Origin of the sequence: Aquitalea magnusonii (assembly GCF_003202035.1) — a bacterium.
Taxonomy (GTDB): domain Bacteria; phylum Pseudomonadota; class Gammaproteobacteria; order Burkholderiales; family Chromobacteriaceae; genus Aquitalea; species Aquitalea magnusonii.
The window spans coordinates 51,184-68,107 of the sequence record NZ_QJKC01000005.1 but is presented as its reverse complement, the minus strand read 5'-3'; the positions used below and the strand labels follow the sequence as shown (position 1 = coordinate 68,107).

The window sequence follows — 16,924 nt, the reverse complement described above, 5'->3', positions numbered from 1 at the left end:
GCTCAGCGGCCTTTGCCCATGGCCTCGCTGACCCGGAAACGTCCGGCCAGCAAACCCAGCAGGCCGATGGTGTGACGGGTCTGTTCCACGCAGTCGGACAGGCTTTGCTGTGCCAGGTGCATGGAGCTGGCCACGGTACCGATCTCTGCCGTGGCACTGGCATGGGCCTGGCCGGAATCGGTAAGCTGGCCGATGGTGCCAAGCAGGCTGCTGACAATGCGCTGTACTTCGATGTTTTCTCCGGCCGATGCCTCGGCCAGCTGCAAGCCCTGTTCCAGGTGCTGCATGCCGCTTTGCATGGTATTCACCGCCTCGCTCGCCTGGTGCTGCACCCGCTGGATCATGCCGTCGATTTCCAGCGTCGACTTGCTGGTGCGTTCCGCCAGCTTGCGCACTTCGTCGGCCACCACGGCAAAGCCACGGCCGCTTTCCCCGGCCCGTGCCGCTTCGATGGCGGCATTGAGCGCCAGCAGATTGGTCTGCTTGGCAATTTCCTGAATCAGGCTGACCACCTGTTCGATTTCGCGGGTGCTGTCGCTGAGCTGGGCAATGGTCTGTGCCGAGTGTCCGACCGTCTCGCGGATGCCCAGCGTACTCTGGCTGACCGTGTCCAGTTGCTGGCGGGCCAGCAACTGTTGCTGCTGCATGGCCAGTTCCATGCCGTTGGCGTTGTGATTGGCGGTGTCGAGTGTTTCCTGCTGCCGGCTCAGCCCGTCCTGGGTGCGTTGTACCGTGCTCAATACCTGGCTGGCAGCCGTCACCGTGGCCATATTGTGCGCGGCCATGTCGTGGTTGCGCTGCTGCAGCGACTGGCTCAGCCGTATCACCTGACCCAGCGTGCGGTCGAACTGGTCGATCAGGCTGTTGACCCATTGTGCCATCACCCCGGTTTCGTCCGACCTGAGCTGGCTGCGGTCCAGCCGCAGGGTGAGGTTGCCATCGCCTTCGGCAATATTGCGTATCATGCCGCTCATGCCGCGCAGTCGTAAGGCCAGCGGCCGGGTAAAGGCCTGGCGAAACACCACGGCCCCCGCCACCAGCAATAGCAGGTTCAGCAAGAGCTGCAGGCCGGCCGGCGGGGCGAGCAGGGTCTGCACCGCATAGCCCACGCCGAGCAGCAGCAGCTGCACCCCGACAAAGCCACGCATCAGTCGCTGGCTGACCGAGCGATAGCGGTAGACTTCCGCCAGATCGGCCTCGCACATCATGCCCCACACATCCGCAGAGCCGGGCATCTGGAAGCGGATGCCCTTGCCGATCACCGGGATGTGACGGTAGTCGGAATAGCCCGGATAGGTGACGAACAGGTTTTCCCCGTGACGTATGGTTTCACGCACGCCGGGGTGCAACTGGCCGGTGGCCGGATCATTGAACACCAGTTCCAGCTCGGTGTGCTGGGCAACCTTCACCACGCCGTAGGCCGTCTTGACCCCGTCTTTCAGATTGTCGCCGCCGCTGAAGGTACGGTCTTCAAAGCGCGAGCGCGACAAGGCCGTGCCCGGCGCAATGCCAGGGTCGAAGCGGGACTGCACCATGAACAGATAATTGTCGCCGGACTCATGGAAAATATGGCCGGCTTCGCGCTGGATCAGGTCGCCCACCACATCGTTGGGCACCCGCGCGCACAGGCAGGCCTGTTGCTGTCCGTTCAGGCGCAAGGGACGCATGAACAGCAAGGTGACGGCATCGTGAAAGCTGGAGCTGCGCGGGCCCAGCTGCAGGGTTTGCGGGTCGCGGTAGGGACCATAGAGAAAGGCTTGCTGCAAGCCCTGTGCCAGCGCCGCCGCATGTGGTCCCTGCGTGCAGGCGCGGCTGCCGGCACTGGAGGCCAGCACCCGGTTGTCCGGAAGCAGGATGAACAGCTCGGTGACATCCGGCAGCTCGGACAGGCGTGACGCCAGTTCGCTCGCCAGCTGTTCCGGCGCCATGCTGCCCAGCCGCATGGCCAGACCTTCCAGCTGCCGCCATTGCTGCTCCGCCCATTGCTGCAGTATCAGCACCCGCAAGCGCCCAAAGTTGTCAAAAATGCTTTCCAGCGCCGGGTAGCGGTCACGGTTATAGGCACAGGCCAGGCCCATGGCCAGTTTGCCGCTGGGGCCCAGCCAGGGTAGCCAGCGTTTTTCTGCCGCACTCAGGGCCATGCGATGGCTGATCAGACTCATGGACATCTCCAGATGGGGTGATGGGCAGCAAGCCCGACAAACTTTCCCCCTGCGTGATGCAAGATGCATGCCTGTGGTGCAAGAAATTAAAGTGTTGAATTACACAGAATCGATTGATTTGAAAGATATTGTATTCAATATGCCGGTTTTATTGCACCATTCTGGATGGCCCGCCCTGTTTGGGTGCGGGAATGCCCTGTTACGAGGCATGCGCTGACCAGCTGTTGCACCGGCTAAAGCGCTGTCAGCGGTTTTTTTCACTTCATCTGCGCTGGGGGCTGGCGCTGCCCTGCCTGAGTAGGCTATGGATAGAGTCATGAAACCTCTGCACGTAACGACTTACAACATCCATATGCCCGCGTCGGGCTGAGAGCCTTTGTTTGCGGCGCTCTTGCACTCGCATCACAAAATAATCCCTATACTTTCCCGAAAAGCACATATCAGTCTAGCCATGTCAGCATGAGCAAAGTGAATGGATGAAAAAAAACCCCGCAAGGCGGGGTTTGTCATTTTGCTGACTGGTTGGGTGGGGAAACCGTAGTCCATTCTGATCCGCGAGTATCAAGGTAGATAGCTGTTGTGCTGGCCCTGCGGTGTCCAAGTATCTGCTGCGCAAAGCGTTCGCCGTATGCCTCCTCATACAGCCGGCCAGATAGTGACCGTATTTCATGGAATGTCGGCGGATTGGGGCCATCTCCTAGTCCAGCGGTATCACGATGGTCGGCAAATACCCGAGTTAGTAGTTCAGGCCGCAGCTTTGACCCCGCGCTAATCCGGTAGGCAAACTGCCTAGCGTGAATCAGTGTTTCAGGGTTTTTAACTCCGCTTTTCATGCACTCGTCAATAACATCGCCCAGCGTCCAGGGAAATTCCTTCAGTTTCAGGCTGAGAGACAATCTCAGCCTCGTCTGGGTCTTTTCCTGGATGATGTGCAAGTAGCCATCATAGACATCAGTCGGTTTGAAATTGCTAATGTCATCCCGGCGCTGTCCGGTCAGAATTGCCAGCTTTATCGCTGTTCCAGCCCACTTCCGTTTTGTATCCTTCTCTGCTGATGCCAGAATCGCCTTGAAGCCATCCAGCCCCAGCCGCCCCCGCTTTGTTTTAAGCCCGTGAATTTTTGTTGCATCGGCTGGATTTGATATTGTCCAGCCAGCCGCTATGGCTTCACGGAAAAAATCAACAAGCCGGCTGCGCACGCTGCTGGCCATGCGAATTTTCCCGGCATCCGTCCATGTTTTCAGCAGATCCGCAACATCCAGCACAGTGATGTGTTCAAGCGGTTTGTTTCCCCATTTCTTCATTGCTGCCCGTAGCTGATCTTTGGCCGAAACGATACTGCGGGGCTTTACGTCTCTTGCTTCCAGTATGTGCATGTAGCGTTGATGCCAGTCGATGCATGTTCTGTCTGCTGCACCAGTCACGCGGTCAATCAGTCGGTGATGGTTGTAGTGGCCGGTGACCAGTAGGTTGGCTTCGATGGCCTGGCTGATGGCAGATTTTTTATCAAGGCCAAGCCCGTATTCTTTTCCGTCTCTCGGATCGCGCCAGGCGTAATACCCGCGACGTTGATACAGATTAGGCGGTAGCCCTCGATTTGCTGCGGTTCTGCGGCGTCCCATTGTTGTTCTCCATAATTCTGCGGATCAGTGGGTTTCTGCTTATTTGTTCCATTGTCGGCCGGCTAGGCTGTAATCGGCCTGGTGGTACATATGAGGCATCAGCATTGACGAGCCATTTGCGACCGACCTTGAGTGGCTCCGGTAGGATATAGCCATCACGCGCCCATCTTCTGAGCGTTGCTAGGCAAGGGGTATGCTTGCCGAATTGGTTTTTTGCCCATTCTTCCAGTGACTGTTTCATGCGTGTTCCTTCATGAAATAGGCAACGCACGGTCAGTGCCGTGCGTTGTAAGGGTGCTGCCCGCTATGCGGAGTTATTGCATTGCTGGATCTGCTATCAATGTGATCGGCATGGCGTTCGGATATAGATCGCAGTGAATAAGTGGCCATTGTTCTGGATTGCCGGTCACTTGGTGATCCAGCTTGATCAGCTGCACGGCATCGCGCAGCGGGCCATGAACAATGATTGTCAGGTCGCTGCCATAAGAGTTGGTCCGGGGTGTGGCGGGTATGCCGTGCTGCCGTAGCCGGCTGGCCAGCGCTTCCAGCCGATTGATGCAGCGCTGGCTTGCGTCGATGGACTGCAGCGCCCAGATAGTTTGCTGAATAACCGACTGGGCGGCTTTCCGGGCCAGCAGTCCGGCTTGCTTCTCTTCCAGCTCCAGCAGGATCTCAGCCAGGGCCGTTTGAAATGGAATGCCCATGGTCGGGATGGCTGCCCGGACTTGATCGAGCGTCACGCCATATTTTCCGTAGGTCCGTTCAGTCATGGCGGGTGATCTCCTTTGTCCGAAGCTGGCGCATTTTGTGGCGAAGTTCTTGGATGCTGATGTTTGGTACGTCATCAAAGCCGCCGGCGGGCAGCCCGTGGTGTTTTGCCAGTACATCCAGCATCAGTGCTACATCATCGAACTCGGCAAGCCAGCGGCGACATAACATCAGGTCAGATTGAAGATGGTGTAGGCGGTTAAGCTCGCGGCGTGCAAATGCCCATTTCAACTTCCATGCCAGCCAGCGCATCATGCCTTTCCCCTCTGTTGTGTGGCAGCTGCGAGCAGTGCGCGCAGCTCTGACTTGCAAGACTTGAACATGTTGCGGTGGCGCACATGGTCCATGATCTTATCCAGTAGCTCGTCGGTTATGGCTGCGGCGAAAGCATCTCCAGTTGCATCTCCCTTCTGCTGAGGGGCAGCTTCTGGTTCGCGGCCTGCTGTCGGGTTATGTGGGTCAATCGGGTAGACGCCTTCTTCTGGGTATTCGCCGTCGAGAATTGCCAGTATCGGGCCAGCATTCAGGCTGTCATCGTCATCTTTCACCGTTCCGGATGCTCGTACTTCCAGCACAAATTCCGTCTCGTCATCGCCTATGCAGTCAGCGCCGCGAATAAGCTCTGCTGCTAGCAGGCGGATAGACTGCTTGTCCATGCCCCATGTGATCCGATCCATGGGTTTGGCACGGGCCATATCCCAGCCGAAGAAGGTATTGCAGTTGCTGCAACATTCTTTGGTAGTTACGGCAGACTGCTCGTCATCAGGGGTCGCTTGCTGCTTGCCGGGCATGATCAGCGCCTCGGCGCGTGTACGCCATGGCTTGAGGGCTTCGGCCATTCCTTCCGGATCGCCCGAGTGGGTGACGATGGTAATGAGTGCGTTGCATACCAGCTTTATCGGGTATTCAGACAAATAGGGGTTGTTGGGCGGCAGCAGCTGGCGCATCTGGGTAAAGCACTGGCTTGCGCTCATGGTTCCGGTGGCTACTGCTACTTCGATTTCATTGATGCGGTTTTGCATTGCAATGCTCCAAAAATTGAGGCCCATCGCGTGGGCCTCGTTCTATTCAATGTTGGCTTTTAGTTGCTCAAGCGTTCCGCCGCTCGCTACCCACTCTTTTACCCAGCGGGGCTGCATGCCCCTTCCAAGCCACGCCATGTAAGTGCAGCCGGCAACTTGGAGAATGTAGATGGTGTGAATGCGCTGCCTGGCCAGTGCCTGAGCCTGGCGTATAGCTGCGGCAGCCTCATGTTCGTTGCTGCTCTCAGCCAGCTTTAGGCATTTCTTGATCTTGCGGAGGATGTTCTCGTTTTCGGCGCTCATGCTGCCTCCTTGATGGAGTTGATCAGGTCGCACATGACTACAGGGCAGACGGCATTGCCGATCATGTGGACTGCAAGAGTGTGTTGCTCTGGAAGGATGTAGTCGGGTCGGAATCCCATGGCGGCTGCGCATTCGTGCTTGGTGAGCATACGCATGCGGTCGCCATCGATCACTGCCCATCTATCCCGTGTTGTGATTGTTCCGATTGGCCGGGCAATGTCTCGTCCAGTCTGGCCAGACCCAGTACCGTAGTAAGGGGCAAGGAATCGGTCGCCAAAGCGGCGGCGGCCTGCGGCTATGCGGCTCAGTGTTGCGGCGCTGCGGCCCGGTCTGTCGATCTTGCTCCAGCTGCCATGGCTAAAATCAATGAAGCTGTCAGCGCCTACGTGTGGCCGGTGGGGCAGGGTCAGCTCAATAGGGTGCTTGCTCCTGGTCATCACCAGATAGAGGCGCTCTCGGTTCTGGGGTACGCCATGGTCGGCGGCATCGATGATGTAGGGTGAGATTGCATATCCGAGTGCATGAAGCGCCTGCCGCCATGCTGGGTACAACGCCCACTTGGTAAATGCCGGTACGTTTTCAACGATAATGACATCTTCCTTGTGGTACTCCGCAATGCTCAGGATTGACCATGCTGTTGCTCGGCTGCTGTCATGCTGCGGGTTTCCGTTGGCCTTTCCTCTTGCTGGGCTGTGTCCTTGGCAGCAGGGGCTTGCAAGGAAAATGTCATGCTGCGGAATAAGGGCTGGATTGACCTGGTGCATGTCCTGGCATGTATGCATCGCCTGAGGGTGGTTTCTGGCGTGAATAGCGACAGCTTCCTGCCAGTGGTTTCCAGTCCACACTATTTCCGCTCCAGCCATCTTTGCGCCTTCGCTAGATCCGCCAATGCCTGCGAATCCATCTGCAACTTTCATGATGTCTCCCATAGAAAAAGGCCCGGTATCTACCTGGGCCTTGTGTTCTCCAGCTGCTGGGGCTGGTGGTCTATTTGTTCCTGATCTGGTCGCGGCGGCGTAGCAGCTCAGGGATAAGGATGTCATCGAGCAGCTTTTGCTTGCTCTTGACTGTGCTGCCTGTAAACACTTCTTCCAGTAGATCTGCCGTGGCCTGATTGAAGCGCCACGACACATTGCTAATGAAGGGGGCATTGTTGGTGTGTTCTGCCGTACTTGGCTTTCCTGCCTGTGAAGTGAAGTGTTCCAGCGCCTGCCGGTCAATCTTGTCTCGATCAATTTTCATTGATTCATTCCATCTGAAATGCAGCGCCGTCACATGCAATGACATTAACTGGCATGAAGTGAAGTGAGTGAAATGAAGTAAAGTGAATCAGAGTGATTTAATTAACTTCATTTCATTGCAAGTATTTCATCGGCCAGCAGCTGTATCTCGGCGCGGGCTGCGCTGGCTTTTGCTGCCGTGGTATCTGCTGCCGCAAGGCCGTCTGCAAACAGGTGTCGATACAGTGGACGGTCGCGGATCTGGCTGCGCAGTACCGGGATAAGCCCGAAGTCGGCCAGGGCGGCGCGGGCATCGGCTGTTTCCCGGTTCTGCGGGCTGGTAGGTGTCCTGGTGAGCAGGATAGCGGGGCGCAGGTTGGGATTAATGCTCCGCTTGGCCTCGGCAATGATGGTAGTCAGCGACTCCAGTGCTTCAAGGTCAGGCTGGCTGGGCTGCATGGGAATAATCATGATGTCGGCTGCAGCCATGGCCTCGCGCATCTGTGGGCTATCCCAGCCGCCAGCATCGATAATTACCGTTATGTGTGGTGGCCAGCCAGTTGCGGTTTCAAGCACTTTCGATGTTTCGTGGATCGCAAGTAAATGGGTTGAGGTTGGTCGCGGGCCAAGTCTCCGTAATGCCCATTTGTATGAGGTTTCTTGCGGGTCAGCATCGAGCAGGACGGTATGTATTTCCCTGCGCTCAATCTCTGCCGACAGATTGACTGCTGTCGTTGTCTTGCAGCAGCCGCCTTTCGTGTTTGCGATTGCGATGATCATTGAGTGGTCCTCAGGGATTAAGAGGCATGCAAATAGCCTCGCCACCATCAAAAATGAAGTGCAGTGCATGATATTGGCTATCATCAGGCACTGGGCGGGTGCTAACGGTTACATTTGGCAGTGTTGCAATAAGAGCCAGATACCGCCTGGCCATCCATTGGCCATTGGGCATCCTTACCGCATGGTTAGGCATTTCTCCTGTTCCATCACAACATCTACAGTTAACTTCTATGGAGTCAGCTGTGTTTGATGCCATTCCGGTTCCTCCGCACTTGGAGCAAAATTCATCATCCTCATCTGGAGGGAATATAACTACGCCATTACATTCGGTGCAGTCATGTCTTATTCCGGTTCCATTGCAGTGACGGCAGTTTTTTGGTCTGGGAATGAAGGGGAGGCTCACATACTCATAATTACCATGGCCGTCCGTATGTTTCTCAAGCATGGCAGGAATTGGGGACTCGTTTGGTAGGCATGTATAGGCTCCCTTGATGGCTTCAGCGACGCGGATGGCTAATATGCCGTTACTGCAATAGGTATTTACTCCATCGCTGTGTGGATACAGGCGGACTTTTCCTGGGGTGCAAAATTTCAAGAGGTCGTCTTTGGTCATGGCTCAAAATCCAAGTTGGGTTGGCCGGGCTTTCCGAATGCAGCAAGGTCGGTTGCTGAGGCTGCTATGGTTTTATGGGTGCTGGAATCGGTCAGGATCATCGATACCGCCTCTTTCTCACACGTTCCGCCGTTGCGCCGTCGCGTGACGGTCTGGCCGGCCAGGTGCTTCCAGTCCCCATCACTGTTGACTGAAAACAGGGTGGCAAACGGAATGAGCCGGGCATCTTCTTTTGCAGCCTCTAGCTGCTCTGCGGTGCCAGGGTTCATGCTGTAGTCCGGATGTTGTCGGCGCTGACGGTGCGAAAATCGATGTTTTCGACATGTGTCAGCCGCAGTGCGTGTGTGATCGTCTCCGGTGCGAAGCCGGAAGCTTCGTAGCGGCTGCCCGCGGCTTGGCTGACGCCAATCGCTGACCAGAATTGTGCTTGGCTCATGCCTAGCAGCTGGCGCAGCAGGCCGTAATCACCGGCCCTAAACAGTTCGCGGCGGCGCTGCAGGTTATTCATTTAGCGCCTCCAGCTTTTCGTAAACGGCGGCGCGGCAGCTGCGCTTGGTCGTGCGGCGGATCAGTCCGGCATGCTGCGAGTCGGAAATGATGCCCTTCGCGCCTTCGCGAGTGAGCCCGGTTGCCGTGGCCAGATCGTCTGCCGTGAAGCGCTGGCCAACGGTCTCCAGCCGTTTTTTCAGCAGTGCGGTCGGGCGCATCCGTTTGCCGGTGGGGGTGGTATCCGCAATGGGTGGCTCCATGCGGCAGAGCAGCAGCTGGGGGACGATGCCGGCGAGTGGTGTTTGCAGTTGCATGTGAGTGTCCTTACATCCGGCTGATGGCTTCGGCGATGGAGTCCATCAGGACAAATGCGGCGGCGCTGCCAAGGCTGATCAGAATGGCGCGGCTGAAAATGTGGGTGAGGACTTCAAGCAGCATGCTTTTCCTTTGCGGGGTAGCTAGTCACCAGAATTTCAACAAGATTGCTTGTAGTGATTGAGCAGGCATGAATCTGGTATTTCTCATTTATCCATGCGTGCTGATACTCAATGTCAGATATGTACTTGTTGCTGATCAGCTGCAGCATTTCCTTATCGTGGCCAGCGTCTGCTTCGATTTGGATTTCAAGTCGGTCGCCTTTGGGAGCGGCCTTCACTTCCCCGCCTAACTCAATGGCGATCATGTTGATATTTCTTGCCAGGTCCGGCGTGATTTTCTTGATGCAGGAAGCATATTGCTTGTGGATATCGGCCAGCATCTGGCCGTAGTCGGTTTTGGGCATGGCTTTCTCCGGTGGTTTTGTTGGCCCGTCTCTATCCAAAACGGATAATGGCAGGCCAAAAAAACGCCCTCGGGTGGCCGCGTTGTTTCAGTTCGGCGGCAAGGGCTTCGCCAATGTCGCCGGTAATCACTTCTTCTTTAAGCCAGTTGATTTTTCCCATTGCTTTCTCCTTGAGTTCGCCGTGTCGTAATGGGGTTTTGTAGGTGTTGTTGCGGATGTTCGAGGGCTGCGATTCGGATAAATTTGAACTTCAATCAACGCGCAACATGAAAGGGATGAAATGAAGAAATTTGATGCAGATGCCACGTCGATTTTGATTGCTACGCAGATTTTGCAAAATGATGTTTCGGCAATTTTTTCTTACAAGGACGGAGTTACGCCTGCCGAAAATGCCGATCACTTGGCTAATTTCATCAAGCAATTGTCTGCGCGACTGCAAGCTGACATCGTTGACGATGTCATTTATGCTCAAATTCACTCGGCCTTAAAGCGGGCCTAGTTATTGCCAACTCTCTAGGTATTGTTCACGACGGAAAAGGCTTGAATAAGCGATTTGGCTAGGCGAGTGGCATCGGTGCCAGCGGCAAGCGCTGGTGCTTGGCTGCAAATGGCTTCTTTGATCATTTGCTTGTCATCACTTGTCAGTGGCTGCATTTCGTTCGTGTTATTGGTTTGTTCCATCGTGCATTCCTGTTGTTAAGCCATGCCGCCCCGGTGCCTGGGCGGCATGGCTTCTGTCATTAAGTGGGCCGGTTGATGCGTTCAGGGGTTGCCATGCCCTTAGTACCTGGTGCCGATGGCCTGATGCCCAGTAACTCGCCTATCACATCCCCCTATTTGCTGCGGTGGCTTGGTGTGGTGGTGGTCGCTATTTCATGGTTTTTCCTCCGTGCTGTTTTCCTGCTGAATTCATCCTGCAGCGCCCCGTTTCCGAGTCGCTGCGAGATGCTGACCATACGACCCTGATCAGTTGGGCTCTCCGTGCGTGCGCTGCGGTATTGCGTGCAGGGCTGCGTCGTCATCTGCTGGGCTGCGGCTGTGGCAGCCTTTGGCATGGGCGCATGCATGGCGTTGTTACCCGGCTAAGCGAGCCGGTGGCGCATTCATAGGTTGTTAGGGAGCAGCGCCGGTGAGCTGGCGGATGAGTGAATATTGCGATACGCAATCATCAATGTCAATTGCGAAATGCAATAATTTTGGTTCATTGTTTGCGCAGGGTAATCGAATTACCAGTGCCGATTGTCTAATGGCTATATTTGGCGGGGCTTCTGGCAGAAATTTGTGTCTTGTATACCGACGGTATGCGTCAGCATAGTGACGCGCCTATGGCTCACTATGCTGCGATGAAAATGGGTGATCGAATAAGGCAAGAGCGCGAAAGTCGTTCCTGGACTCAGGAGCAGCTGGCGCGAAAGGCTGGTATTGCTAGATCAACTCTATCAATGATTGAGAGTGGTGAGGCAGATACTACAACTGATGTTTTTTTCCGTTTTGTGCGTGCATTCAAAGTGAGTGCAGAATGGCTAAAAACTGGTGCTGGTGATAGGTATCCGCCGCCCGGTGGAGGCGGCTATCTTCCTTCCGTTGGAGGGTTGGAAGAGTTGGCTGATAGGCTCCTTGCGAAAGGCCCTGATGAGATTGGCCGCCTGATGGCAATCATTGCCGCAAAGGCTGCGAAGTAGTTTTATCTGGCAATTACTTGATGCGTTTTGCCTTGCTATGCATCCGGCAAATGATGCATGGGTAAATTGTGTCTGATCTGTCACGTCTAGTTGCCAAAAGTGTTACGTTAACGCATACCAAAGCCTAGTAATTTTACTTAGGGTTTTTCGGTGGAAGAGTTTTCGGTAACGCTGCGTAGGTTGATGGCTCTTAGTGATAAGGGTGTTTCCGATCTTGCATCAGGTTGCAATGTAAGTAGGCAGACCGTGTATCGGTGGCTTAATGGTGAGTCATTGCCAAATGCTGAGCATATTCATGATATTGCGGAGGCGCTAGGTATTGATGAGGGCCAGCTTGCTGGTGGTGTTGCTGAGTATGTCCGTCGCCAGGCGATAAGGCAGCTGATGGACTTGGCGGTTAATTTAAGTGATACAGAGCTATGCATCCTGTTAAAAATTGCCACTGAATTTTTCAATGCAAGTGAAAAAATCCGGAATCTTGAGGACTCTCTTGTCACATTACGTATGTTACCGAAGCGGTAGTACGCATTTCAGCACGTAATCATAAAAACTAACATTTCCTCACTTCGCTTAACATAAAAGATGAAAAAATGAGTACAGCAAAATGTGGGAAATGTGGGCAGGCGAGGCCGTCTGTCATCGTTGGTGATGACTTCCCGGCGTTTGTTTTTATGGCTGTTAGGAAGGATGGAAGTATTCGGCTGGAGCGTGGGGGAAGTATGGATTTAATTGTTCATGCCATGAGTGAGTTTAGTGCACTGTTTCGTGCTAGTGCCGGATCAGCTACTGCTTAGTCGCACCGGCTAATGTTTCAAAAACATCAGCCAACTTGGCTGCATCCTCCTCGGGGAGTTCTTGAAGTACGCTGAGGATGCGGCCAACTATCGGATTTTCCCTGGACTGAACCCCATATACAAGCCAGGCAGGACTTACTCCAAGCGCATTGGATAGTGCTTGAATATCGTCAAGATTTGGGGTGTTTCTTCCGCTTAGCCAGCATGCAAAAGTGCTTTGAGACCTGCTCATCAGGTCTGCAACTTTTCGTTGGGTGAGCTTCTTTTCGGCCATCACGCGCCGTGCTCTGGTTTGCCAGTTCTCCATACATAAAATTTTATCGTTGCGCTGAGCGCTCAATGATCGATGTATTGCAATCATTTGCATGCGCACTTCCTTCTTGTATTTGATTGCGTAACGCAATAAACTCCCGGCATGACGAAACTACGGACGTGGCGCGAGCGACGCGGGCTAACACAGTCGGAGGCTGCTGCGCGCATAGGAACAAATCAAAGCTGCTATTCGCTATGGGAGACAGGTAAGAGACCGATTCCCCGGCATTGCATTGCAGCGGTTCATCGCGCAACAAAAATCCCGATGAAGTTCTTGTTGGGCGTTCCCTAGTTGTTGATTTCCCCGCCTGCACCTTGTCCGTGCTGGCTTTTGCCGGCTTGTCCCCGGCACTTTTTATTCACCGCTGATGCCTGTCGAGCATCTGCTTTCACTATAGCGAGACGTCATATGAATGGCATGCGGAATCGCCCACACAAAACCATGATCGGTGTTCTTCGTGATGCCGTGCATACATGGCGGCAGCGCGAAAGATGGTCTATGGAGGTCGTTGCAAATGAGATCGTCCAGCGCTATTACCAGCAGGGTCTGGATGTGGTCTGGCTGGTCGATTTTCATCGGCATGAGCCGGGTGGTGATGTAGTACGCGTGATGAAAACCAACTGTGAGCGCATCACGCGTTGGCTGGATGACCAGACCAAAGATACCAATCTGATGTCGGCCAATTTCGTCCCGATGCTGCTGCAAGTCATGCCGCCAGACCTACGCCTGCAGGTGCTGGTGGAGGCATTTACGCCGCTTGGTATCGATGTATCTCTGCGCATGGCTGATGAAGTAACTGATAGTCACGCGGCCCTGATGTCGGCGCTGGCCAAGGAAAGCGGTGAGGGCATGGCTGCATTTGCGCTGCTGGCTGATCGCTGCACTCATGACGAATTGACGCGGGCGCTTGTTGAGATCGAAGAAGGCGCGGCAGCGCATCAGGATGCTGCTGTATTCATCCGGCAGCGCCTGGGGCGTGGTGGCTGATGATGCCGGCGCTCCCGCCTGGTGAATCCTTCCGCTTCCGCTTGGCTGTCGGCAAGGCATACCGAGTGAAGCGGTCCACCCGCGAAGAAAAGCGTGAGCGTGGTCAGCAGTGCTTGCGGGCGCTGCTGGATCTGCTCGATGCGCGGATGCGGCAGGCGGACGAAAGAAGGAGGGAGCGCGGTGATTGAGTGGGTGCATGTGTCTGGCGATGCCGCAGCCGATGCCCGGTATCTGGCCTCGCTGCGTGGCATGAAAAATGGTGTTGCTCTGCGGCAGCGGGAATTGCGCCGGCTGGCTGAGCTTTATGGCCAGGGCTACCGGATGAATGTTGAGCGTGTGCTTGCAGATGGTGGTGTAGCTAGCGAAGCGCCCGCCGGGCCGGTAATGAGTCGTCAGGATGCTATGCATGCGGCGCGTGAAATTTTAGGAAAGCGGTAATGGAAGGTATTTACCTGACAGGTAGTGAGCTGGAAGCGCTGGAGGGGTTGCCTGACCAAGACTTTCGCATGTACGTGCTGATGCGCCGGTGGATGAATCTGGCCACTGGCGTGGTTGGCGGTGCTGCGGGCGCGATCATCAGCTATCGGCGGTTTCGCGAGTGGATGGAGGTGCATCGAGAGCGCGGGTCGACGGCAGCGCCGACGGTGCGCTCTGACGATGTTCTGCGTGCTTCTATTGCGAGACTGTCGCGCCGCGGTCTGATCAAGCGTGTTGTGCGGACTGGCCTTGCCCGCTTTGTTTTCTGCTATCGCCTGCTGCTGGCAAAAGTCCGTTCAAATGAGGAGCCCCGCGTAAATCGTGACAATGTTGGGTCTGTTGGATGTCAGGCTAAAAGCCGCGCCAGCAAAGAATATGCGGGTGTTCAGCAAGCCGGGAAACTGGCTGCTGGATATGGGTCTGAGCCCCAGCCATCGGGGCAATTCATAGATAAAAGAGGGGCGCGCACTGATAGTGTTGTGTATAACTCTGATCCGTGGATTGCTGCGGCGGGCAAACTGCTGAAAAAACAGCTTTCTGATAATGAAATGGGGGATTGTGGCCTGTTGCATGCCGCTGGCCGGTTGGCGGACATCATGAAAAAGCGGCCAGTCTCTGAGCAAGAGTTGTCGCTATGCATTGCGATGGCGCGCCGCATCCGGGGCGTGCGATCAGTTGTTTCCTATGCGGTCGGGGTGGTTGCTCAGGGAACGATAGAAAAGCGTCTGCAGGGGACTAAATCGCATGGGTGGCCGCAGCCTGCTGAGGTTATTGAGCAGACACGGCCTACGCCAATGCCACAGCCAGCTGAGCCAGCTCCTGTTCAAACCCGGCAGGGTATCAGTGCGGGTGTTCGCCGCATTCGTGCCTGGCTGGCTCGACAGGGGCATGAGGAGTTTGCAAAGAGCAATATCTAGTGGTTATCCATGTTCGCATAGCGTGCATGGTGTGGTTTGCGTGGTAAAATTGCAGCATATAAAAGCCCGGCATTGACTGGGCTAGGGGATTCTTCAGGACAGTATCCGGAGGATTCAAGATGTCGTTTGAAATTGTAAAAAAGGATGATTTTCCCGAGTATCTTTATGCGCGCTTGAAGAATTGGGGCCGGTGGAGTTCGTACTCCAGACAGGATGGCCGGGCAGGTGGGCTAGAAGGGAAATTCAGATCGAACAGGTGTGAATACTGCTTTGAGGATGAAGTCCCTTGCGATAGTTGCAGATACTTGCCTGAGCAGTCCGGCGCGGTTGATATTGCTGATGCTGAGATTATAGAAGCGGCTTGGGTAAAGTCCGGCGGTCGGCTAAGCCGGGAAAAATTGCAGCTGCGGGATTATTTTTGCTTCCAGATATCCCAAAGTAGGTTAGTAAAGAAATCGGGCCGGGATGGCCGTTTTTTCTGGTATGAGCTGTTGCGCACAGCGAAAGAGATTGAGCAGTTGGCTGCAATGATCGCTTGCAAAGAAAATGCAAACCGCCTATCATCCGCTTCACATGGTCGTGAACCCGCCGTATGGCGTGAGAAGCTGGTGGCATAAGCCATCTTTGTCATGCCTAAAAGCCCTGAGAAACTCTCAGGGCTTTTTGCATTTCTGGGTGCGGTTTGTGCTTGTCTCTGCTATTTCTCCTCTTGTTTAAAATGCCCTGGCTTCGGTCGGGGCATTTCTTTTTCTGGATTCGCCATGCCTAAAGCTGCACCAACTCCCTGCCGTCATCGCGGTTGCCGTGTCCTGGTGCGTGATGGGAAGGGATTCTGTAAAGAGCATCTGCGAGAGAGTCGGCGAGAGGTTGATCAGCGGCGCGGGTCTGCTGCTAGTCGAGGGTATGACGGGCGATGGGCAAAGGCGCGGGCAACATTTCTGCGCGAGCGGCCATTGTGTGAGTGTCCGGACTGTAAGGGTCGAGGGCTTCTGACTCTGGCTGAGGTGGTCGATCACATCAAACCGCACCGGCTGAAAGATGCCTTGGATAGCGGTGATGTTGAGGCAATCCGGCGAGCGCAAGCGCTGTTCTGGGATACAGCAAACTGGATGCCGATGGCAAAGCGCTGTCATGACAAGAAAACAGCGGCAGAGGATGGCGGTTTCGGCAATCGAAAGCGTACGACCGGCTGAATGAGATGGGTCGGGAAAAGGGGTGCGGCGCACCGAAGTGGTGCGGTTTTTGGGCGGGGGGTGTCCAAAAGTCCAAGGCCGACCGATCAGAACCGCGTGCCTAAGTCCGAATTTTTATGGCCACCTGTTTTTAAGCAGGGGGGGGTTAAGAAATGGAAGGCTTCTGAGCCGTTTTTACGGTGTCGGAGGCCTTTTTTCGTATGTGCAACTGATTGGAGCGCGTAGTGAGTCAGGAAAAGCCGCCTTTTACGGTAATTCCTGGTGGTGGTGGACAGGCGGCAACTGGTGCCGTTGGCAATGGAATTGACAGCCCGTCCTCGCCGCCGGGTGTCAATTTCAATAGTCGGGAGCGCAAGGCATGGGACTACATCTGTGAAAGCCTCCGCCTGGCTGGTATCGAGCACATGACTGGCGGCCTGGCCATCAGCGTTGTGGTGCGGACATGGATTCAGTGGCAGGACGCTGAGAACCAGTTGGCGGATCTGATGGAAAAAAATCGTGGTTCCTACATGGTGACCACGCCGAATGGTCACCAGCAGCCGCATGCCATTTTCTATGTTGCGCGAAATCTGAAAAAGGAGCTGCTGCAATGGCTACCGGAATGCTGCCTGACTCTGCCGTCAGTGGCGACGGTAAAAGCCAAGCTTCCAGCGGCAACGCCGCAAGACGATCTGTTCGACGGTCTGGTCGGTCACGCAAAAAGCCACCCGTCAGCCGCTTAAAGCTGATTCCGGCTGAGGCTGATTGGCAAGAGTGGGATCGGGTTTATGGTGTGCCTGTACTGCGCGGTGAAATCGTTGT

At 55.1% G+C, this 16,924-nt stretch carries 28 protein-coding genes; 10 read left to right on the top strand and 18 right to left on the bottom strand.

From position 1 onward, the window contains the following. Positions 1-2 precede the first annotated feature (2 nt). Positions 3-2,162 carry a methyl-accepting chemotaxis protein gene (locus tag DFR38_RS06745; protein ID WP_244909891.1) on the bottom strand — a complete coding sequence of 720 codons (2,160 nt, stop codon included), beginning with the start codon at positions 2,160-2,162 and terminating at the stop codon, positions 3-5. Between DFR38_RS06745 and DFR38_RS20970 the strand changes: the two genes are divergently transcribed. After that, positions 2,161-2,379, top strand: coding sequence for a hypothetical protein (locus tag DFR38_RS20970; RefSeq protein WP_146215942.1), 219 nt, complete (start codon positions 2,161-2,163; stop codon positions 2,377-2,379). The two genes, DFR38_RS06745 and DFR38_RS20970, sit on opposite strands and share 2 nt — an antisense overlap. Before the next feature lie 289 nt (positions 2,380-2,668). Here the strand turns inward: DFR38_RS20970 and DFR38_RS06740 are convergent, their stop codons facing one another. The 15 genes from DFR38_RS06740 to DFR38_RS21685 form a co-directional block, all read right to left on the bottom strand. Continuing rightward, entirely contained in the window at positions 2,669-3,784 is a 1,116-nt protein-coding gene (locus DFR38_RS06740) for a phage integrase Arm DNA-binding domain-containing protein (RefSeq protein WP_082693462.1), read from the bottom strand. Then, on the bottom strand, positions 3,741-4,025 hold the full coding sequence (locus DFR38_RS21850) for an excisionase (RefSeq protein ID WP_082693463.1): 285 nt from the start codon (positions 4,023-4,025) through the stop codon (positions 3,741-3,743). Before DFR38_RS21850 ends, DFR38_RS06740 begins: the two co-directional genes overlap by 44 nt. Positions 4,026-4,098: 73 nt before the next feature. Continuing rightward, positions 4,099-4,554 (bottom strand): hypothetical protein, encoded by a 456-nt coding sequence (locus DFR38_RS06730; protein ID WP_110313181.1) that lies wholly within the window; start codon positions 4,552-4,554, stop codon positions 4,099-4,101. Beyond that, complete coding sequence (locus DFR38_RS20965) at positions 4,547-4,807, bottom strand: hypothetical protein (protein WP_059286186.1); 261 nt, start codon at positions 4,805-4,807, stop codon at positions 4,547-4,549. The genes DFR38_RS06730 and DFR38_RS20965 overlap by 8 nt, the downstream gene beginning before the upstream one ends. Continuing rightward, positions 4,804-5,574: a hypothetical protein gene (locus DFR38_RS06725; RefSeq protein ID WP_146215941.1), complete on the bottom strand. Its 771-nt coding sequence runs from the start codon at positions 5,572-5,574 to the stop codon at positions 4,804-4,806. Before DFR38_RS06725 ends, DFR38_RS20965 begins: the two co-directional genes overlap by 4 nt. Before the next feature lie 42 nt (positions 5,575-5,616). Continuing rightward, positions 5,617-5,877, bottom strand: coding sequence for a DUF2786 domain-containing protein (locus DFR38_RS06720; protein WP_059286188.1), 261 nt, complete (start codon positions 5,875-5,877; stop codon positions 5,617-5,619). Next, a complete protein-coding gene (locus DFR38_RS06715; protein ID WP_059286206.1) occupies positions 5,874-6,794 on the bottom strand; it encodes a DNA cytosine methyltransferase in 921 nt (306 codons plus the stop codon). The genes DFR38_RS06720 and DFR38_RS06715 overlap by 4 nt, the downstream gene beginning before the upstream one ends. 70 nt (positions 6,795-6,864) lie before the next feature. Continuing rightward, positions 6,865-7,119 carry a hypothetical protein gene (locus DFR38_RS06710; RefSeq protein WP_059286189.1) on the bottom strand — a complete coding sequence of 85 codons (255 nt, stop codon included), beginning with the start codon at positions 7,117-7,119 and terminating at the stop codon, positions 6,865-6,867. A gap of 107 nt (positions 7,120-7,226) precedes the next feature. Continuing rightward, positions 7,227-7,877, bottom strand: coding sequence for a ParA family protein (locus DFR38_RS06705; protein WP_158527703.1), 651 nt, complete (start codon positions 7,875-7,877; stop codon positions 7,227-7,229). Between the two features lie 10 nt (positions 7,878-7,887). Continuing rightward, positions 7,888-8,490, bottom strand: a complete 603-nt coding sequence (locus tag DFR38_RS20960) for a hypothetical protein (RefSeq protein ID WP_146215940.1) — start codon at positions 8,488-8,490, stop codon at positions 7,888-7,890. Continuing rightward, on the bottom strand, positions 8,487-8,759 hold the full coding sequence (locus tag DFR38_RS06700) for a hypothetical protein (RefSeq protein ID WP_059286191.1): 273 nt from the start codon (positions 8,757-8,759) through the stop codon (positions 8,487-8,489). Before DFR38_RS06700 ends, DFR38_RS20960 begins: the two co-directional genes overlap by 4 nt. Then, positions 8,756-8,998, bottom strand: a complete 243-nt coding sequence (locus DFR38_RS06695) for a helix-turn-helix domain-containing protein (protein WP_059286192.1) — start codon at positions 8,996-8,998, stop codon at positions 8,756-8,758. Before DFR38_RS06695 ends, DFR38_RS06700 begins: the two co-directional genes overlap by 4 nt. After that, complete coding sequence (locus DFR38_RS06690; RefSeq protein WP_059286193.1) at positions 8,991-9,293, bottom strand: hypothetical protein; 303 nt, start codon at positions 9,291-9,293, stop codon at positions 8,991-8,993. The genes DFR38_RS06695 and DFR38_RS06690 overlap by 8 nt, the downstream gene beginning before the upstream one ends. 113 nt (positions 9,294-9,406) lie before the next feature. Continuing rightward, positions 9,407-9,760: a hypothetical protein gene (locus DFR38_RS06685; RefSeq protein WP_059286194.1), complete on the bottom strand. Its 354-nt coding sequence runs from the start codon at positions 9,758-9,760 to the stop codon at positions 9,407-9,409. Between the two features lie 31 nt (positions 9,761-9,791). Then, complete coding sequence (locus tag DFR38_RS21685; protein ID WP_275576149.1) at positions 9,792-9,920, bottom strand: hypothetical protein; 129 nt, start codon at positions 9,918-9,920, stop codon at positions 9,792-9,794. A 120-nt stretch (positions 9,921-10,040) separates the two neighbouring features. On the opposite strand from DFR38_RS21685, the gene DFR38_RS06680 reads away from it, so the two are divergent. Beyond that, positions 10,041-10,259, top strand: coding sequence for a hypothetical protein (locus tag DFR38_RS06680; RefSeq protein ID WP_059286195.1), 219 nt, complete (start codon positions 10,041-10,043; stop codon positions 10,257-10,259). A gap of 14 nt (positions 10,260-10,273) precedes the next feature. Here the strand turns inward: DFR38_RS06680 and DFR38_RS21215 are convergent, their stop codons facing one another. Beyond that, positions 10,274-10,441 carry a hypothetical protein gene (locus DFR38_RS21215; protein ID WP_158527702.1) on the bottom strand — a complete coding sequence of 56 codons (168 nt, stop codon included), beginning with the start codon at positions 10,439-10,441 and terminating at the stop codon, positions 10,274-10,276. 644 nt (positions 10,442-11,085) lie between these two features. Between DFR38_RS21215 and DFR38_RS06675 the strand changes: the two genes are divergently transcribed. Together DFR38_RS06675 and DFR38_RS06670 are read left to right on the top strand one after the other, a co-directional pair. Continuing rightward, the gene (locus DFR38_RS06675) at positions 11,086-11,442 is read left to right on the top strand and encodes a helix-turn-helix transcriptional regulator (RefSeq protein WP_059286196.1); all 357 of its coding nucleotides are present in this window, start codon (positions 11,086-11,088) and stop codon (positions 11,440-11,442) included. A 150-nt stretch (positions 11,443-11,592) separates the two neighbouring features. Beyond that, entirely contained in the window at positions 11,593-11,964 is a 372-nt protein-coding gene (locus tag DFR38_RS06670; RefSeq protein WP_059286197.1) for a helix-turn-helix domain-containing protein, read from the top strand. 261 nt (positions 11,965-12,225) lie between these two features. On the opposite strand, the gene DFR38_RS06665 is transcribed toward DFR38_RS06670, so the two are convergent. Next, positions 12,226-12,603 carry a helix-turn-helix domain-containing protein gene (locus DFR38_RS06665; protein ID WP_110313179.1) on the bottom strand — a complete coding sequence of 126 codons (378 nt, stop codon included), beginning with the start codon at positions 12,601-12,603 and terminating at the stop codon, positions 12,226-12,228. Between the two features lie 48 nt (positions 12,604-12,651). Here DFR38_RS06665 and DFR38_RS21845 point away from each other — a divergent pair, with 48 nt between their 5' ends. The 6 genes from DFR38_RS21845 (at position 12,652) to DFR38_RS06625 (ending at position 16,845) form a co-directional block, all read left to right on the top strand. Then, positions 12,652-12,840 (top strand): helix-turn-helix domain-containing protein, encoded by a 189-nt coding sequence (locus DFR38_RS21845; RefSeq protein ID WP_082693466.1) that lies wholly within the window; start codon positions 12,652-12,654, stop codon positions 12,838-12,840. 207 nt (positions 12,841-13,047) lie between these two features. Beyond that, on the top strand, positions 13,048-13,536 hold the full coding sequence (locus DFR38_RS06655) for a hypothetical protein (protein WP_059286199.1): 489 nt from the start codon (positions 13,048-13,050) through the stop codon (positions 13,534-13,536). A gap of 180 nt (positions 13,537-13,716) precedes the next feature. Continuing rightward, entirely contained in the window at positions 13,717-13,974 is a 258-nt protein-coding gene (locus DFR38_RS06645; protein WP_059286201.1) for a hypothetical protein, read from the top strand. After that, a complete protein-coding gene (locus tag DFR38_RS06640) occupies positions 13,974-14,930 on the top strand; it encodes a hypothetical protein (RefSeq protein WP_059286202.1) in 957 nt (318 codons plus the stop codon). Before DFR38_RS06645 ends, DFR38_RS06640 begins: the two co-directional genes overlap by 1 nt. A 119-nt stretch (positions 14,931-15,049) precedes the next feature. Then, positions 15,050-15,547, top strand: a complete 498-nt coding sequence (locus DFR38_RS06635; protein ID WP_059286203.1) for a hypothetical protein — start codon at positions 15,050-15,052, stop codon at positions 15,545-15,547. 800 nt (positions 15,548-16,347) lie between these two features. Further along, positions 16,348-16,845, top strand: coding sequence for a P27 family phage terminase small subunit (locus DFR38_RS06625; RefSeq protein WP_239688678.1), 498 nt, complete (start codon positions 16,348-16,350; stop codon positions 16,843-16,845). The last annotated feature ends 79 nt before the right edge of the window (positions 16,846-16,924 follow it).

What these genes read in the sequence shown, in the direction of transcription:
- DFR38_RS20970 (WP_146215942.1), top strand. Translation starts at nt 2,161, where the DNA reads ATGGACATCTCCAGATGGGGTGATGGGCAGCAAGCCCGACAAACTTTC.
- DFR38_RS06745 (WP_244909891.1), bottom strand. Translation starts at nt 2,162, where the DNA reads ATGAGTCTGATCAGCCATCGCATGGCCCTGAGTGCGGCAGAAAAACGC.
- DFR38_RS06740 (WP_082693462.1), bottom strand. Translation starts at nt 3,784, where the DNA reads ATGGGACGCCGCAGAACCGCAGCAAATCGAGGGCTACCGCCTAATCTG.
- DFR38_RS21850 (WP_082693463.1), bottom strand. Translation starts at nt 4,025, where the DNA reads ATGAAACAGTCACTGGAAGAATGGGCAAAAAACCAATTCGGCAAGCAT.
- DFR38_RS06730 (WP_110313181.1), bottom strand. Translation starts at nt 4,554, where the DNA reads ATGACTGAACGGACCTACGGAAAATATGGCGTGACGCTCGATCAAGTC.
- DFR38_RS20965 (WP_059286186.1), bottom strand. Translation starts at nt 4,807, where the DNA reads ATGATGCGCTGGCTGGCATGGAAGTTGAAATGGGCATTTGCACGCCGC.
- DFR38_RS06725 (WP_146215941.1), bottom strand. Translation starts at nt 5,574, where the DNA reads ATGCAAAACCGCATCAATGAAATCGAAGTAGCAGTAGCCACCGGAACC.
- DFR38_RS06720 (WP_059286188.1), bottom strand. Translation starts at nt 5,877, where the DNA reads ATGAGCGCCGAAAACGAGAACATCCTCCGCAAGATCAAGAAATGCCTA.
- DFR38_RS06715 (WP_059286206.1), bottom strand. Translation starts at nt 6,794, where the DNA reads ATGAAAGTTGCAGATGGATTCGCAGGCATTGGCGGATCTAGCGAAGGC.
- DFR38_RS06710 (WP_059286189.1), bottom strand. Translation starts at nt 7,119, where the DNA reads ATGAAAATTGATCGAGACAAGATTGACCGGCAGGCGCTGGAACACTTC.
- DFR38_RS06705 (WP_158527703.1), bottom strand. Translation starts at nt 7,877, where the DNA reads ATGATCATCGCAATCGCAAACACGAAAGGCGGCTGCTGCAAGACAACG.
- DFR38_RS20960 (WP_146215940.1), bottom strand. Translation starts at nt 8,490, where the DNA reads ATGACCAAAGACGACCTCTTGAAATTTTGCACCCCAGGAAAAGTCCGC.
- DFR38_RS06700 (WP_059286191.1), bottom strand. Translation starts at nt 8,759, where the DNA reads ATGAACCCTGGCACCGCAGAGCAGCTAGAGGCTGCAAAAGAAGATGCC.
- DFR38_RS06695 (WP_059286192.1), bottom strand. Translation starts at nt 8,998, where the DNA reads ATGAATAACCTGCAGCGCCGCCGCGAACTGTTTAGGGCCGGTGATTAC.
- DFR38_RS06690 (WP_059286193.1), bottom strand. Translation starts at nt 9,293, where the DNA reads ATGCAACTGCAAACACCACTCGCCGGCATCGTCCCCCAGCTGCTGCTC.
- DFR38_RS06685 (WP_059286194.1), bottom strand. Translation starts at nt 9,760, where the DNA reads ATGCCCAAAACCGACTACGGCCAGATGCTGGCCGATATCCACAAGCAA.
- DFR38_RS21685 (WP_275576149.1), bottom strand. Translation starts at nt 9,920, where the DNA reads ATGGGAAAAATCAACTGGCTTAAAGAAGAAGTGATTACCGGCGACATT.
- DFR38_RS06680 (WP_059286195.1), top strand. Translation starts at nt 10,041, where the DNA reads ATGAAGAAATTTGATGCAGATGCCACGTCGATTTTGATTGCTACGCAG.
- DFR38_RS21215 (WP_158527702.1), bottom strand. Translation starts at nt 10,441, where the DNA reads ATGGAACAAACCAATAACACGAACGAAATGCAGCCACTGACAAGTGAT.
- DFR38_RS06675 (WP_059286196.1), top strand. Translation starts at nt 11,086, where the DNA reads ATGGCTCACTATGCTGCGATGAAAATGGGTGATCGAATAAGGCAAGAG.
- DFR38_RS06665 (WP_110313179.1), bottom strand. Translation starts at nt 12,603, where the DNA reads ATGCAAATGATTGCAATACATCGATCATTGAGCGCTCAGCGCAACGAT.
- DFR38_RS21845 (WP_082693466.1), top strand. Translation starts at nt 12,652, where the DNA reads ATGACGAAACTACGGACGTGGCGCGAGCGACGCGGGCTAACACAGTCG.
- DFR38_RS06655 (WP_059286199.1), top strand. Translation starts at nt 13,048, where the DNA reads ATGGAGGTCGTTGCAAATGAGATCGTCCAGCGCTATTACCAGCAGGGT.
- DFR38_RS06640 (WP_059286202.1), top strand. Translation starts at nt 13,974, where the DNA reads ATGGAAGGTATTTACCTGACAGGTAGTGAGCTGGAAGCGCTGGAGGGG.
- DFR38_RS06635 (WP_059286203.1), top strand. Translation starts at nt 15,050, where the DNA reads ATGTCGTTTGAAATTGTAAAAAAGGATGATTTTCCCGAGTATCTTTAT.